Source organism: Pseudomonas sp. ZT5P21, from assembly GCF_054897785.1.
Genome location: NZ_CM142705.1, coordinates 4,737,154 through 4,752,619, shown reverse-complemented (window position 1 = coordinate 4,752,619; position 15,466 = coordinate 4,737,154). Strand labels below are relative to the sequence as shown.

Below are 15,466 nucleotides of genomic sequence, written 5' to 3'. Positions count from 1 at the left end.
TCTGTCGCCCACTATTCCATCGGCGTACCCCTCGGCGGGTATGCGTCCTACAGGTATCGCGTCATGCAAACAGCAATCGAGATCGCCAAGGTCGATCATCAACTGGTCGTACGGCTCAATCAGGCCTGGACCAAAAGGGCCACGGTGTGTGCGCCGGACAAGGCGTTGGTCAGCGAAGCGTTCGATCCGGCTCGCCCGGACTATCCGGAGTGCATGGTGCCTTTCTTCCATCACCCGAAATTCCAGGCCCTGAGCGACGAGCTCAAAAGTACAGTGGTCACCTGGGGCTGGATTGGCTACAACTTGCGCACCGTCACGGCCGAAGAGCACGTGGTGAACCCGGCGCTGAGCGTCATCGCCAATCAGTACCTGGGCAAAAACGACTGGCATTTTCGTGAGGCAATGCAGCAGACGTTGATTGACGAGCACTACCACACACTCATGCACCTTCGCGCCATTGAGCGAACCAAAGAGGAACGCGCACTCGATCAGGATCTGGAGTTACCGCCCTCGGTGACTTATCTGCGGCTTGTCGCGCTGCGCGAAGCTTTGCCCGAGCAGTGGCAGCGCGACCTGGCGGCGATCACTTTTGCGGTGGTGGCGGAGATCAGCGTCAACGCTTACCTGGATCTGCTGGCCGATGATCAAACCATTCAACCGCAAAACCGCCGCGTCGCCGAACTGCATAACCGCGACGAATACGCCCACAGCAAGATTCTCGCGGAAGTGGCAAAGGTCATGTTCGCGACCATGCAGCCGCCGCAGCGGGCATTTTTCGCACAGACGTTGTCGGTGGCGCTGAGTGCCTTTGTCGCTCAGGACTACTCAATGTGGGAGGCGATTCTGACGCAGCTCGGCGTTGAGGATGCTGCGCTGATCATTGCCGACACCCGGGAGAGCAACAAGAACGCCACGATCATGCGTGACTACAGCGGCCTGCATCGTCTGGCGCAGGATCTGGGGATTACCGACGAGATCGATTTCGACTTCCGTCCGACGCTCAAAGCGGCGGCTGTGGCCTGATTCGGGAGGTGAAAATGTCCGTTCCAGTGTACGAAGTGTTCGCCATCCGTGTCGGCGCCAATGCCCAGCGCACCGCGCGGGAAAATTTTCTCTACGACGCCTGCTGCGGTGATCCCGATGCGTCGATGCCGTTGGATTACTACTTCTGGGTCATTCGCAACGAGCAGCACGTCATTGTGGTCGACACCTGTTTCCAACCGGCTACAGCAGATCGGCGCAACCGTCAGATGTATCGCCTGCCGGAAGAATCTCTGCGTCAACTGGACATCGATCCGGCGCAGGTCGAGAACCTGATTCTCACCCATTTGCACTGGGATCATGCCGGTAATCTGGGGTTGTTTCCCAAAGCCACGGTGCATTTGCAGGAAGCGGAGTTGCGCTTCTGCACCGGTCCGAAAATGGCCCATCGCACGGTAAACAAAACCTACGAGGTCGAAGACGTGATGTCGGCGCTGCCACCGCTGTTCGAAGGCCGGTTGCGTTTGCACACGGGCACGATCGAGGTGATTCCTGGCGTGACGTTGCATCCGGTGGGTGGCCATACGCCGGGTAGCCAGGTGGTGCGGGTCAATACAGGTCGTGGCTGGATTGTTCTGGCGTCGGATGCCGCGCATTTGTGGGTGAACATTCGACAGCGCAGTCCGTTTCCGATTCTGGATGATCTGGCGCAGACGCTTGAAGCGTTTATCGAAATCGACCGCTTGGCTGACAGCGAAGACCACGTTATTCCGGGCCACGACCCGTTGATCGCCAAGCGATTCCCGCATTGGAACGATGATCCACACATCATTTGCCTGCATCAAAGCCCAGTCTGAAGAATACCTACAACTTGTAGGAGCGAGCTTGCTCGCGATGGGCGTGAACGATAACGCGTGTGCATGGAAAAACGCGTTGCCTCCACATTCATCGCGAGCAAGCTCGCTCCTACAGGAATTGCTCAACCCTGGTTTTTCAGGAGGTGGCCTAGGGTCGCCAGTGCCTCATCAATCTTCGGCGAAAACGGCGCCCCACACCCAATCCGCACAAAGTGGTCAAAGCGCCTGGTATTGGAAAAGATATCCCCAGGTGAAATCTGAATGCCCGCCTTCAGTGCCTCATGAAAAAACACCATGGACGAATATTGAGGCGGCAGTTCCACCCATAGCAATGTGCCGCCGCGAGGGTCCGTCACGCAGGTGCCCTGTGGGAAATAGCGAGTGATCGCGGCACTCATCTGTTGGCGTTGTTGCGTCAGAGTTTTCCTCAAACGACGCAGGTAACGTTCGTACGACGGTGTTTTCATGAACGCACCCACCGCCAGTTGCGACAACGCCTCGCAGCCGCGGGTCTGAGTGTGTTTGAGCATTTCCACGCGCTCGTGCCATCTTCCCGCGCTGATCCAGCCCAGGCGCAGGCCCGGTGCCAGGGTTTTGTTCAGCGAGGCGCAATAGATCACGTTGTCGGTGCGGTCCCAGTGTTTGAGCGTGGACAACGGATCATCGGTATCCACCAAGTCACCATAGGTGTCATCTTCAATCAGCACGGTGCCGTGCTCGGCACACAGTTGCACCAGTCGCGCCTTGTGGGCGTCGGGCATGATGCTGCCCAGTGGGTTTTGCAGGTTGGGAATGGCAATCAGCGCCTGAATCCGTTCGGAGCCTCGCAACAATTGTTCCAGTGCGAACAGATTGATGCCCGCGTGAGCCGTTGCCGGGACTTCCAGAGCCCGCAGGTTCAGGCTTTCGAGAATTTGCAGCAGGCCGTAGAAGGTTGGCGATTCCACGGCCACCGCGTCGCCGGGCTGGGTGACCGCACGCAGGGCGAGGTTGAGCGCTTCGGTCGCGCCGTTGGTGACTACAATTTTCTCTGCTGTCAGATTGGCCTTTGTTGTCAGCGCTCGTCGGGCAAGGATATTGCGCAATGCGATGTTGCCGCAGGTCGAGCCTTGAGCACCCAGCAAGTGCTGATCCTGCCGCAGCGCTTTAATCATATGGTCCTGCAAAACCTTCAACGGATAGAGCTGCGGCGCACAGTAGGCGCTGGCGAAATTCACCTTGATCGTCGAGCGTTGGCTGGCCTTGAGTACCGACGACACCTGTTCGTGAATGCCGACATAGACGTCAGTGTCCAGAGGTGGAGGAGGATCGACCGGTTTGAGCAAGGTGTCTGGCTGGCGAATGTAGTTGCCCGAGCGCGGGCGGGCTTCCAGGACGCCGCAGTCCTCAAGCTCACGGCAAACCTGCACGGCGGTCGACAGACTGACGGCATGCTTTTCCATCATCAGTCGAATGGAGGGAAAACGTTCACCGGTTTTCAAGGTGCCACTGCGGATCGCGTCGAGGTAGTGATTGGCTAACTGACGGTACAAAGGGGGCGTGTGCATGAGGACCTCAGCAATCGCACCACTGAAGTCTTGAGCTGGAAAGTGAGTTGACGCTCCCGCATGCGGACCCGTGGTGCTCAAGGGTTAAGGGAAGAGTTTTTCTGGCGTCGATACTGAGAGAGTAATCGCGCTTTTACCTGAATCGCGGGCAATAAAAAGCCCCGCTCTAGGGCGGGGCTCAATGCTGTGCAGTCAGGAGAATTTCGAAGCGAGCAAGAACCTGTGGCGAGGGTGGACCTGTGGAGAGGGGATTTATCCCCGTTGGGTCGCGAAGCGGCCCCCAGCGTCCGGCCAAACAGAATGAGTTGTCCGGATTACGACTGCTTCGCAGCCGAACGGGGTTGTCGGCATTCCGATAAATCCCCTCGCTACAATTAAACGTGTGTCCTGTTACTGCGCAGCGATGCTGTAGCCATCGAATGCGGTTTGCTGCTGAAGCGCGGTAATGATGTTTTTGCGGCTAGCCGCTTGTTCTGTCCCGGTGCTGTCCAGGAACGTCTCGCTTTCCAGCTCGGCTTCATCGCCTTCGCCGACGAAAGTGAAACCCAGGAACTCCAGCGCTTCACGGTCAACGTTCAGTCGCGAACGCGGTGTCCGCAGTGGCAGGGTGACGCTCACGCCATCCTTGCTGATGGTGAACACTTCGACTTCTTTCTTGGCGCGGGCCGTTTTGCTCTTGCCACTTGCCGGGCTGCTGATGGCCAGATGCGTCTGGTTCAGCACTTTCAGCGCCAGGCCGTAAACGATTTCCTGAAACGCCGGATCGTCCTTGAAGCTGGAAAGAATGCGACTGATCGAGAATTTGCTGCTCAGGTCTTCGAGCGCCGCGATGTCGGCGGCTTCAGCGTCCTTGAGTTGCTTGAGTTCGCCCATCAGTTCGTAGGCTTTATCGTCGTCGAAGCGGTCATGAGCCTGGCGAATCGCGGCGCGCAGCTCACGGATCTGGTCGCTTTCCCGAGTGGACTGAAAAGCGTCCAGGACCATCTCGCTGATGGTCTTGGCCTGGGGCACATGCTGTGAAAGATTGATGGAGTTTTCGTATTCCGCTTTGGACGACAAGGTGACTACGGATTCAGCGGTATTGGAATCGGACATTGAAATTTCACTACTTCTTTAAACTTGGGTTGGGGCGAGAAAGCACTGGGCCTTTTCAGGCCGCCTAATCTATTGGACCGAGGCGGCGTTGTCACGGATTCCCCGGCGAATTTAGATTCATCGACCGCACAGCCCATTGCTCTGCCGTTTGCTGATCGACCGGTAACGTGAAGCGAAAGGTCGCACCGCGCCCAGGAACATCGATCAGCTGGATATCGCGTCCGTGCAATTGCAGGATCCGATGGACGATTCGCAGCCCCAGTCCGCCATCGCGCCGCGCACCGCCAATGTTGAACGGACGCAGGAACAATCCCTCGCGCAGCTCAGATGCGATGCCGGGGCCGGTGTCGCTGACGGTGACTTCGATAAACGGTCCTTGTGGACGCAAGCTCAGTTCGATGTTTCCACCTCGAGGGGTATGACGCAGGGCGTTGTCGAACAGGTTGGTGAGGACCCGTTCGATCAGTCCCAGGTCGGCGCAGGCCGCCGCCACGTTGGGCGCGAAGCTGGCCTTCAGTTCGATCTGGCGCGCCTCGGCGGTGAGTTCGAATTTCTGGAAGATGTCCTGCACCAGATCGGTCAGGGAGAAGCGCTCCAGCACAGGCTGCACAAAACCGTGTTCCAGGCGCACCAGTTCCAGCAACGATTGCGCCAGTCCTCCGACCTTGCGGCTTTGATCCAGGGCGATACCGAGGTAGCGGCGACGATCGGCGGGGGACAGCGTGGCGTCCTTGAGCGACAGGGTTTCCAGATAACCATGCAGCGACGCCAGAGGCGTACGCAGGTCGTGGGAAATGTTCGCCACCAGTTCGCGGCGCTCCTGATCCTGACGGGTCAGCGAGCGCCACTGTTCACTGAGACGTGCCTGCATCTGCCGGAAGGTTGCGTCGAGTATGGCGATTTCGTCATGGCTGGCGGTTTTTACCACCGATGCATCTGTCGGTGGCGCCACCGGAACACCATCAATGTCGAACTGGCTCACGGTTTCGGTTAGACGACGCAACGGCCGAGTGATCAAGGCAAATGCGCTGAGACCGGCAATCAGGCAGAGCAATGCGACCAGTCCGATAGACAGCAGGGCCGTGTTGAGGGCTGCGCTGGTGGCGCCCCGTTCCGCCAGGCGATCGTGGTCTTCACCGAGCAACACCACGTAAAGATAACCCGCAGGCTTACCGTCGACCTTCAGCGGCGCGGCGCTGAATACCTTGCGCGCATCGACGTTGCGCGGGTCGTCACCGAGAATCGGCAGGGCATCACCCTTGAGCAGGCGCTCGATTGGTGCAAGGTCGACCCGTTGCCGGTGAATCCGGCCTTCGGGCGCCGCGCTGCCGACAATCTTGCCCTCGGTGTCAAGCAGATAAACCTCGACACTGGGATTGACCAGCATCAGCTTGCTGAAAAGGTCACGCACGGCATCGGGCATCAGGCCTTGGGTGTCCATCAGCACCGTGTCGCGGGCGATATGCTGGGCCAGATCCCGGGACAGGCCTTGCACCACTTCCTGCGCATGCATCTGGTTGGAGCGCACCTGCATCCAGGCCGAGGTGCCGCAGCACACCAGCAACAGCACGGCGAAAACCAGAGACAGCCGTTGCGTCAGGGTCAGCCTCATGGCTGTTCCTCCCTGGCCGCGAATTTGTAGCCACGGCCCCACACCGTGAGGATGCGCACCGGCTGTGCGGGATCGGCCTCGATCTTTGCCCGCAGGCGGTTGATATGGGTATTGACCGTATGTTCGTAGCCTTCATGGCTGTACCCCCACACGGCATTGAGCAAGTCCATGCGCGAGAACACTTTGCCAGGTTGGCGGGCGAAGAAATACAGCAGGTCGAATTCCCGTGGCGTGAGGTCGAGGCGACGACCGTCGAGGGATACCTCGCGAGTGATGGGATCGATGGAGAGGCCGTCAATGATCAGGCTGCCGGCGTCCATTTTCAGATTGCGGGCCATGGCGTCGACCCGTCGCAGCAGCGCCTTGACCCGGGCGACCAGTTCGAGCATGGAAAAGGGTTTGGCCAGGTAGTCGTCGGCGCCGAGTTCCAGCCCCAGTATCCGATGCACTTCGCTGGAGCGCGCACTGGTGATGATGATCGGTGTGTAGCGGGCCATGGCGCGGGCGCGGCGGCAGATTTCCAGGCCATCGACACCTGGCAGCATCAGGTCGAGGATCAGCGCGTCCCAACTTCCTTGCAGCAGCAATCGCATCCCTTCATCGCCATCGGCGCAGTGCACCACCTCGAACTGCTCATCGCGAAGATGCAGGCAGATAAGGTCGGCGATATGCAGATCGTCCTCGACCACGAGAACGCGTTTGTTCGGTTCCATCAAGCTCAATCCTTCGGCGCGATGAGCGCATTGTGCGGGTTTTCCAGAGCCAGAGTTATCACGAATAATTTAACTTCTCGTGAGGATTTGGCGATCAACCCAAGCCTAGGCTGTGTTCCATGAAAGGCACTTTGGATTTTTGGAGACGGCCATGTTTTCACGGCGACATTTTCTACTGGCGAGCGGCGGGCTGGGTGCTGCAGCCTTGGTGATCGGTGTATTGCCAAAATTTTCCGCCAGTTCCGCACTGGTCGGTGACGCCAGTGCCGAGGAAGTTTTCGAAGTGATGCACAGCGACAGCGAGTGGCGCGCCCGACTCAGCGCAGAGCAGTACGAAATCCTGCGCGAGGAGGGCACCGAACGGGCCTACAGCAGTGCGCTGAACAACGAGCACCGTGACGGCATCTTTGCCTGTGCCGGTTGCGACCTGCCGCTGTTTTCATCCGCTACGAAGTTTGACAGCCGCACGGGTTGGCCGAGCTTCTGGGCCCCACTGGACAAGGCCGTGGCGACCCGTCATGACCGATCCTTCGGCGTACTGCGCGAAGAGGTTCATTGTCGTCGTTGCGGTGGTCATCTGGGGCATGTCTTCGATGACGGACCCAAGCCCACCGGCCTGCGTTACTGCATGAACGGGCTTGCCATGACCTTCAAGCCACAGGCGGTTTGACTCGTTGGATCGAGCCGGAGTGGCACTCGATCGATCACCGCATTTTTTATTCAGGAGTCAGCCTCATGACAATTCGGTTTACCTGGCGTCGTACCCTGTTGGGGTTGGTCGCCGCAGGCATCATCGGCCAATGCTCGGCGTTTTCTTTCGGGTCCGCTGAAGAAGCGGTCGTCATTCCTCCTCCGGCCCTCGACGAAACCACCGAGGCCCGGAGCGAAACCGCAGTCTTCGCCGGCGGTTGTTTCTGGGGCGTGCAAGGTGTGTTTCAGCATGTCAAAGGCGTCAAGAACGCCGTCTCCGGGTACGCCGGCGGGGCCGCCAACACCGCGCAATATGAGCGGGTCAGCGGCGGTGATACCGGCCACGCAGAAGCCGTCGAAGTCACCTACGACCCAACCCAGGTCAGCTACGGTAACTTGCTGCAAATCTACTTCTCAGTGGCTCACAATCCGACAGAACTCAATCGTCAGGGACCTGACCGCGGCACTCAGTATCGGTCGGCGATTTTTCCGGGAAACAGTGAGCAGCAACGTGTCGCCCAGGCCTACATTGCGCAACTGGACGCTGCAAAATCTTTCAACAAACCGATTGTCACCAAACTGGAAACCTATAACGGTTTCTACCCGGCGGAAGAGGAGCATCAGGACTTTTTGACTGAGCACCCGACCCATCCGTACATCGTGATCAATGATCTACCGAAGGTGGCGCAGTTGAAGCGCTTATATCCGGAGCGGTATCAGGAGAAACCGGTATTGGTGAAAACGGGGATGTGAGAGGACGACGCTCACCCCGAAATCACATTCTTGCCCGCCACCTTCGACCGATACAACGCCTGATCAGCCCTGGCCAGCAGCCCGGTCTGCTGTTCTTCGTCAAAGCGCTGAACCACACCCATGCTGAGGGTCAGTTGAAAGTCTCCTACCGGCGGCAAGTCTGCGAGGCTTTGGCGGATGGTCTCGGCGAGGGTTCTGGCGTCGGTCAACGGAGTGTTGGGCAGGATAATGATGAACTCATCACCGCCCCAACGAGCCAGCAAATCACCCTCGCGGACACAGTGCTTGACGCTTTCGACCACCTGCACTAATGCGGCATCACCCAAGGCATGACCGTAGTGATCGTTGATGTTCTTGAAGTCGTCGATGTCCATGGCGATCAGCGACAGGGGTTGTCGAAAGCGTTGGGCGCGATCACATGCCTGAGGAAGGGTTTTACTCAGACGATGTCGATTGGCGATTGCGGTCAGCGCGTCGGTTTCCGCCAGTTTGCGGTTTTCTTCGAGTTGGATCTGCAACTGCTGGTTGACCCGGGATAATTCTCGAGTGCGTTCTTCGACGATGGCTTCCAGGGATTGATTCCTTCGTTCAAGCGCTTCGAGCAGCAGTTTCTTTTCTTCAATGCTGCGGTGCGCACCGACCATTCGCGCGACCGTGCCGTCGGCATTACGTGCAAGCACGTGGCCACGGTCTTCGATCCAGATGTAGCGCCCGTCCTGTGTGCGACATCGATACTCGGCTTTATAAACGGGTGCCCGTTGGCTCAGGTAGTCGTCAAACAGGGCCATGACCCGCGGATAATCGTCGGGATGCATCACGTTTTCCCAGGTCAACACCGTGTTGTCCAGGGAGTGAGGTGCGTAGCCAAGCATTTCGTACCAGCCGGGGTTGCGGTAAACGAAACCGGTATTGGCGTTCCAGTCCCAGATGCCGTCACTGACCAGTTCCATAATGGTGTGCAGCATGTTTTCGTTCAAATCTGACAGATTGAACTTCAACGCTTCGATATCCGAGGCCCCATCCATCACCGCTCTCCCTGATCAAAGTGACTCGCCAGTCGAGGAGATTAGTCGATGGTGTGTTCACCCCGCTAGTGCTTGCCCCACATCCGCATGGCGAAGTCGACGAAACTGCGCAGTTTCGGCAAACGGTAGCGATCCTGAGCGTACATCAGGCTCATTGGCCGGCTCGGCGGCTGGTAATCCTGCATCACGGCCACCAGTTTTCTGTCCTTGAGGTCTTGTTCCACCAACGCGTCGGGCAACAACACGATGCCCATGCCGGTGCGTGCCGCTTGATGCAATGCTGCGGAGCTGTTGATCAGCATGGGTCCACTGACTGCCACAGCCACCTCGCCCTCAACCCCGGTCAGGCGCCATTCCTTTTCCACCGAGTGCCAGTCATCGCCGGCCGGGTAGGCAAAGGACAAGCAGTCGTGGTGTCGCAGGTCATCAGGTTTTTCCGGGTTGCCTCGGCGTATCAGGTATTCCGGTGATGCGCACATCGTCAGGGTGTACGCAACGAGTGGACGGGCGATCAGGTTGGTCTGTTCCATGTTGCCCAGCCGAAACGCCACGTCGAAACCATTTTCGAGCAGGTCCGGGCGCCGGTTGGTGAGGACCACGTCCAGCTTGACTCGAGGACAAAGCAGGGCGAATTCGCTCAGCGCGGGCGCGAGTTTTTCGGTGCCGAACGTCAGCGGAGCGGTGATGCGCAGAGTGCCGCTCGGCTCGTCGAGGGCTTGCTCGGCCAGGCGTTCGGAATCGGCCACCAGCCCCAGTACTTCAAGGCAGCGCTGATAGTACGCCGTGCCAAATTCCGTGAGCCGCTGGCGCCGCGTCGTACGGTTAAGCAAGCGCACGCCCAGACGTTGCTCCAGTGCCCGCAAATGATTGCCCACCATGGTGGTGGACATTTCGCACTGAAAAGCGGCGGCGGTCATGCTGCCGGATTCCACCACTCTTACGTAAACGGTCATTGCCTGGAACAGATCCATTATCAAGCTCGGCTTTAAAATGATTGAAGTGTTGCAGCGTTTATCCAGCTCAGGTGGCTAACCATACTGCAAAAACACCGACTATTGATGGAGCCTGATGTCATGACTGCCGCCTGCCTGATGAGCACTTACCAACCACTGGCCTTGAGTTTCACTAAAGGCTTGGGCACGCGCCTGTGGGATCAGGCCGGTCGTGAATACCTGGATGCGGTGGCGGGCGTGGCGGTGACCAACGTCGGCCACTCCCACCCCAAAATCGTCTCCGCGATCAGCGAACAGGCCGGCTTGTTACTGCACACTTCGAACCTTTACAGCATTGATTGGCAACAGCGGCTGGCCCAGAAGCTGACCCGGTTGGCGGGCATGGAGCGGGCGTTCTTCAACAACTCCGGTGCCGAAGCCAACGAGACTGCGCTGAAGCTGGCGAGGCTGTATGGCTGGCGCAAAGGCATCGAGCAGCCCTTGGTGGTCGTCATGGAAAATGCCTTCCATGGCCGCACGCTCGGCACGTTGTCCGCCAGCGATGGCCCGGCTGTACGCCTGGGTTTCAATGAACTGCCGGGGGATTTCGTCAAGGTGCCGTTCGGCGACTTCAAGGCGCTGGACAAAGTGCAACAGGCCCATGGCCCGCGCATCGTGGCGATTCTGATGGAACCGATTCAGGGTGAAAGCGGTGTGCAACTGGCTCCGCCGGGTTACCTCAAGGCCGTGCGTGAACGGTGCAACCGGCGCGGATGGCTGCTGATGCTGGACGAAATCCAGACCGGCATCGGTCGCACCGGCCAGTGGTTTGCGTTCCAGCACGAAGGCATCGTTCCAGACGTCATGACATTGGCCAAAGGTCTCGGCAACGGCATCCCCATCGGTGCCTGCCTGGCCAGGGGCAAAGCTGCCGACCTGTTTACCCCGGGCAGCCACGGCAGCACCTTCGGCGGAAATCCATTGGCATGCCGGGTCGGCTGCACCGTGCTGGATATCATTGAAGAACAAGGGCTGCTGGAAAACGCCAAAGTGCAGGGCGAACGCTTGCTCGGCAGATTGCGCATCGAACTGGCAGATGACCTGAACGTGCTGGCGATTCGCGGCCAGGGTTTGATGATCGGTATCGAACTCAAGCAACCGATTCGCGACCTGACATTGATCGCCGCCCGGGATCACGGCTTGTTGATCAATGTGACACGGGGCAAGACCATTCGCCTGCTGCCGCCGCTGACGATTGATGAGCGAGAAGTGGAGATGATTGTCAGAGGGGTTTGTCGGGCGGTCAGTGCGACCTGAGGTTTTTAGTAATGGTATCTACACATCGCGACTCGTATCTCGCCTTCCTCAATCGCGTAGATCAATCGGTGTTCGGCAGTAATCCTGCGTGACCACAAGCCGCTCAAATTGTGTTTGAGCGGCTCGGGCTTCCCGATTCCATCAAATGGCTCGTGTTGAATTGATTTGCGTAGACGACGTGTCTGCGTGGGTACTGAGTATCGCTCATGGTCCTTCGAGACGTTTCCGGGATTGATGTAGGCCCCATCCGAACAACACGCCATCCTTTGGCCGGTCACAGTGTGTTCGCAAATACCGTGATCTCGCTTTGATTCATCAGTCGGATTTTTGAGCCGCCGAACCCATCGAACAGTTGCTGGTGTGCGGAGAAACCACTTGAGCCTTCGCGAGCACGATAACTGCCAGCCCAGTCCAGCAGCGCCATCAACAGCTCGGCATCGCGAGGTTTTTGTTCTCGTCGGCGTATATTGGCGACACAATTTTCATCATCAACCCGCAACCAGATCAACGCCGTTGCGCGGTGGATAACTTCGCTGATGATCCAGCCGTAAACACCTTCGATTATCCAGCGCTCTTCATCTGCCGCGATCCGCGCCATGCCCAATGCTTCGGCGCGTGGACGGGCGATAGAATGTTCGTCGGATTGCCAGTGAAGTGTGTCCAGATCAACCCAAGGCACTTGCAGTTGTCTGGACAATCGCTCGGCCAGCCAACTTTTGCCGGAACCGGAGTTGCCGATGATCAGTGTCCGAGTGAGATTCATCGCAAGTGGCCTGCGTTAACGCACGGATCGCCGCACCGCCGCTCCCACAGATTTTTGGGGGTGACGCGCGAAATCGGGCTCGCCTTCAGTCATTATCCTCAGGCGCCACCATCCGCGTCTTCGGCGAACCATCCGAGTTGTGTTGAAAAATCGCCTGCGGCTGCCCTTTCTCATTAAAGAACACCTGCCCGATCCCCGCCGAATTCCACAATCGTTCACCCGCTTCAGCATGCTCCGGAACATGCGGCACGATGCGCATACGCCGACGTTTGGTCAGCCAGTTCAGCGGCGAGCGCGGCGAATAGAGCCAGCGATTGAGCCTATCGAACCACTCTAGCAGCGCAGGCGGAAACTCGTTCTTGATCCCGCTGCTGGTGATCTGCCAGATCCGCGGCCCGGCCTTGCGGTGTCGGATCAAGACTTCGTAGACGAAGGAATAATGCACATCGCCCGACAGCACCACGTAGTTACCCGGTGTACGCGAGTGTCGGAAAATGTTCAGGATCACCTGCGCCGCGCCGCGATGGGCCATCCAGTTTTCGGCGTCCACCAACAGCGGATAACCGAACCAGCTGAATACCCGTTGCACGGTTTCGATCAGCTTTACGCCAAAGACCGGTGCGGGCGAAACGATGATTGCCGAGGGGTGGTCGAGCAGTTCCTGTTGCAATTCGCTCAGGGCTTCCCAGTCCAGCAAACCGGAAGGCTGCTTGAGCGTCATCTCATTGCGCCAGCGCCGGGTGCGGGTGTCGAGCACCACCATCGCCGGAGTGGTCGGTAGCACGTAGTGCCAGCGCTGAAATCTCAACAGTTCGTCAATCAGGCTGTCCTGCACCGGGCTATCGAGGTACTGGTCGTCTCCGGTCGAAATCAATCCAGCGGTTTTCTCCAGCAAAGCGCCGAACGCATCCGGATTATTCCCCCAGCCCTGACACAACATATAAGCAATCAGCGCGTTGCCGATGATGCGCTTGGAGAACGGATGGCCGTAGGCCGTTTCCTCCCATTGCGCGGAAAGATTCCAGTCGTCGGTAATATCGTGGTCGTCGAAGATCATCAGGCAAGGCAAATGCGCGAAGGCCCGTGAGACACCGCTCAGGCTGGCCTTGAAACCATCGATGCGCGTCTGCTCCAGCGCATAACGCTCGCGTCGTTCGGGAATCAGTTTCGGCGGTTTGGGTGCGATCAGTGTCCAGGGTGTCGGCGACCACACTAGCAGGTACATGGCCATGACTTCAGCGAACGTCACCAGATGATTGTCGGCGCTGCTGCTGGTGAAAATCGGCTTACGCGCGCCGCCGAAAAATCGCTCGCGCAGGGTTTCATTGCTTTGCAACGCCGGTAACAAATCCGCGCGGTGGTAGTAGCTGGCAGCATGCTCATAGAGCTTGGCGCTGTCGCTGACCACGGCACCTTCGAGGTGTTCGCCGAACAGCCCCAACCGCTCGATCAACGAGTGGATGGCCCGCAGCATCGGTCCTGCGACATCGTCGGCGTACACCTGATCGCCACTCATCATCAACAGCGCCGGGCGTTCCGTGGCTTCATGCTCTGACGCCAGCAAGCGATCAACGCAAAGCAAACCGTCGGTGGCGGGGTGATGAGGTTTGCGGCAGGAGCCATGCAGCAGTTGGTCGATCCGGGATCGCAATACAAAATTCGGGCAGCGTGCTTCGCCATACAGAAGATGCGGCGCCCAATCGGCGATGCCGGTTGCCGCGTCATCAATAAGCAAGTCGTACTCGATCAGCGTGTCGCAGGGCAGGGCGGCCTCAAGCGGCACATCAATCAGATGGATAAATGCGTGAGTGCCGACCGGTATGACGGTGCATTTCCCAGCATCCAGTCGAATGTCATCACGGTTTTGCAGACGCAACGTCAGCGACAACGCCCGGGATCCTACAAGCCACAGCACCAGCCGTGTAGGCTCCAGCCGCCGCAACAGCGGGCCGACAAGGACTGGGGGCAGTGTTTGATGATCGTCAGGCAATGGCAAAGACATGGATATCCGGTTTGTTCGTACACTGAAGCACGGGATGATAACGCAGCTTCTGTGGATGAACTGCAACAGGTTCGAAGTCGACTGTCGCCGCGCTAACTGTCCGCCTTGACGACGCCCACCTCCCCATTCGCCACCAACCAGCGAAACACATCACTCACCGACACCGTATGACTGCGCTCGATCCAGCGCACCACCGCCGGACCGTAATGCTCGGTGTAGCGGCTTAGCACCAGTTGCCGACAATCCGGCGACAAACGCAAAGTGATTTCCCGACAGTGCAAATTAGCCGGGTCACGCCACGTCACTCGCTGCTGCAAAATCAAGCTGCTGCTTTCAGAACCCATCGGCCGGTGCTCCTGTGCATTGAGGTTTGGTTTTGTCCGGTGAGCCCTGCTTGCCATCGATCACGTACGCCGCTCGATGCTCGGCCACCACATTGCGCAACGCGCTGTAATAGTCCGGCAGTTTTTTCAGGCTGTCGGTCAGCGGCAAGGTTTCGGCGCGACCATCGACGATGCCGCCCACTGTGTTGATCGTCGACAGCGTGTCCACGGTATCGCTATTGCTGCCGAACGGATCGACTACAAAACTCAGCGCTCGCCCGGCGGCATCGCGGCTGTTGGACGTGCCGAACAGCGGCAACTCGACAATCGGGCCGTTGCCGATGCCCCACACACCAAACGTCTGCCCGAAGTCCGCGTCGTGACGCGGGATGCCGACCTTGCCGGAGACGTCGATCAAGCCCACCACGCCAACGGTCGTGTTCAGCACGAAACGCCCCAGCGTATTAACCGAGCGTCGAGGGTTGCCCTGCAGCAAGTCATTGATAAATACCTTGGGCTCGCCGAAGTTCTCGACGAAGTTATGTACACCCGTCTGGAAAAAGTCCGGCAAGTAGCGATAACCGCGAGCGACCGGCGCCATAGCGTAATCATCCACCACCCGGTTAAACGCAAAGATCCCGCGATTGATCGGTTCCGCCGGGTCGTACACCGAATAGGCGATGTCGGCGCAACTCACTTCGGTGGTAGGCGACGGTTGGCTACTGCAACCCGCCAACCCGGCGGCCAGCACGGCAATCGAAGTGTTACGGGCCAGCCAGGGAGCACATTTGAAAGGCAACATGGACGCGAGTCTCGGGAGGAATTCGCCGTGATGCTGGGCCCCGAGCCTTGCGCA

At 58.6% G+C, this 15,466-nt stretch carries 16 protein-coding genes; 5 read left to right on the top strand and 11 right to left on the bottom strand.

Going from position 1 to position 15,466, the window contains the following annotated elements; translation table 11 throughout:
* Positions 1-63 precede the first annotated feature (63 nt).
* Positions 64-1,023, top strand: a complete 960-nt coding sequence (locus tag ACYZT9_RS22065; RefSeq protein ID WP_462007407.1) for a diiron oxygenase — start codon at positions 64-66, stop codon at positions 1,021-1,023.
* 14 nt (positions 1,024-1,037) lie between these two features.
* On the top strand, positions 1,038-1,838 hold the full coding sequence (locus tag ACYZT9_RS22060; RefSeq protein WP_462007406.1) for an N-acyl homoserine lactonase family protein: 801 nt from the start codon (positions 1,038-1,040) through the stop codon (positions 1,836-1,838).
* Between the two features lie 122 nt (positions 1,839-1,960).
* Here ACYZT9_RS22060 and ACYZT9_RS22055 read toward each other — a convergent pair whose 3' ends face one another.
* From ACYZT9_RS22055 to ACYZT9_RS22040, 4 genes are all read right to left on the bottom strand, one after another.
* Positions 1,961-3,385, bottom strand: coding sequence for an aminotransferase-like domain-containing protein (locus ACYZT9_RS22055; RefSeq protein ID WP_462007405.1), 1,425 nt, complete (start codon positions 3,383-3,385; stop codon positions 1,961-1,963).
* Positions 3,386-3,775: 390 nt separating this feature from the next.
* Positions 3,776-4,480, bottom strand: coding sequence for a hypothetical protein (locus tag ACYZT9_RS22050; protein ID WP_462007404.1), 705 nt, complete (start codon positions 4,478-4,480; stop codon positions 3,776-3,778).
* Between the two features lie 91 nt (positions 4,481-4,571).
* Positions 4,572-6,092, bottom strand: a complete 1,521-nt coding sequence (locus ACYZT9_RS22045) for a sensor histidine kinase (protein WP_462007403.1) — start codon at positions 6,090-6,092, stop codon at positions 4,572-4,574.
* On the bottom strand, positions 6,089-6,805 hold the full coding sequence (locus ACYZT9_RS22040; RefSeq protein ID WP_462007402.1) for a response regulator transcription factor: 717 nt from the start codon (positions 6,803-6,805) through the stop codon (positions 6,089-6,091). The genes ACYZT9_RS22045 and ACYZT9_RS22040 overlap by 4 nt, the downstream gene beginning before the upstream one ends.
* Before the next feature lie 151 nt (positions 6,806-6,956).
* Between ACYZT9_RS22040 and msrB the strand changes: the two genes are divergently transcribed.
* Positions 6,957-7,475, top strand: coding sequence for a peptide-methionine (R)-S-oxide reductase MsrB (gene msrB / locus ACYZT9_RS22035; protein ID WP_462007401.1), 519 nt, complete (start codon positions 6,957-6,959; stop codon positions 7,473-7,475).
* A gap of 65 nt (positions 7,476-7,540) precedes the next feature.
* Positions 7,541-8,248, top strand: a complete 708-nt coding sequence (msrA, locus tag ACYZT9_RS22030; protein ID WP_462007400.1) for a peptide-methionine (S)-S-oxide reductase MsrA — start codon at positions 7,541-7,543, stop codon at positions 8,246-8,248.
* An 11-nt stretch (positions 8,249-8,259) separates the two neighbouring features.
* On the opposite strand, the gene ACYZT9_RS22025 is transcribed toward msrA, so the two are convergent.
* The gene (locus ACYZT9_RS22025; protein WP_462007399.1) at positions 8,260-9,273 is read right to left on the bottom strand and encodes a sensor domain-containing diguanylate cyclase; all 1,014 of its coding nucleotides are present in this window, start codon (positions 9,271-9,273) and stop codon (positions 8,260-8,262) included.
* A 65-nt stretch (positions 9,274-9,338) separates the two neighbouring features.
* Positions 9,339-10,244: a LysR family transcriptional regulator gene (locus ACYZT9_RS22020; RefSeq protein ID WP_462007398.1), complete on the bottom strand. Its 906-nt coding sequence runs from the start codon at positions 10,242-10,244 to the stop codon at positions 9,339-9,341.
* A gap of 102 nt (positions 10,245-10,346) precedes the next feature.
* Here ACYZT9_RS22020 and ACYZT9_RS22015 point away from each other — a divergent pair, with 102 nt between their 5' ends.
* On the top strand, positions 10,347-11,522 hold the full coding sequence (locus ACYZT9_RS22015) for an acetylornithine/succinylornithine family transaminase (protein ID WP_462007397.1): 1,176 nt from the start codon (positions 10,347-10,349) through the stop codon (positions 11,520-11,522).
* Positions 11,523-11,527: 5 nt separating this feature from the next.
* Here the strand turns inward: ACYZT9_RS22015 and ACYZT9_RS22010 are convergent, their stop codons facing one another.
* The 5 genes from ACYZT9_RS22010 to ACYZT9_RS21990 all read right to left on the bottom strand — a co-directional run bounded on the left by ACYZT9_RS22010 (position 11,528) and on the right by ACYZT9_RS21990 (position 15,412).
* A complete protein-coding gene (locus ACYZT9_RS22010; RefSeq protein WP_462010271.1) occupies positions 11,528-11,785 on the bottom strand; it encodes a Txe/YoeB family addiction module toxin in 258 nt (85 codons plus the stop codon).
* Between the two features lie 11 nt (positions 11,786-11,796).
* Positions 11,797-12,285 carry a P-loop NTPase family protein gene (locus ACYZT9_RS22005; protein WP_462007396.1) on the bottom strand — a complete coding sequence of 163 codons (489 nt, stop codon included), beginning with the start codon at positions 12,283-12,285 and terminating at the stop codon, positions 11,797-11,799.
* An 85-nt stretch (positions 12,286-12,370) separates the two neighbouring features.
* On the bottom strand, positions 12,371-14,287 hold the full coding sequence (locus tag ACYZT9_RS22000; protein ID WP_462007395.1) for an alkaline phosphatase D family protein: 1,917 nt from the start codon (positions 14,285-14,287) through the stop codon (positions 12,371-12,373).
* A gap of 92 nt (positions 14,288-14,379) precedes the next feature.
* Positions 14,380-14,631, bottom strand: a complete 252-nt coding sequence (locus tag ACYZT9_RS21995; RefSeq protein ID WP_462007394.1) for a hypothetical protein — start codon at positions 14,629-14,631, stop codon at positions 14,380-14,382.
* Positions 14,621-15,412 carry an MlaA family lipoprotein gene (locus ACYZT9_RS21990; RefSeq protein ID WP_462007393.1) on the bottom strand — a complete coding sequence of 264 codons (792 nt, stop codon included), beginning with the start codon at positions 15,410-15,412 and terminating at the stop codon, positions 14,621-14,623. Before ACYZT9_RS21990 ends, ACYZT9_RS21995 begins: the two co-directional genes overlap by 11 nt.
* Positions 15,413-15,466 lie beyond the last annotated feature (54 nt).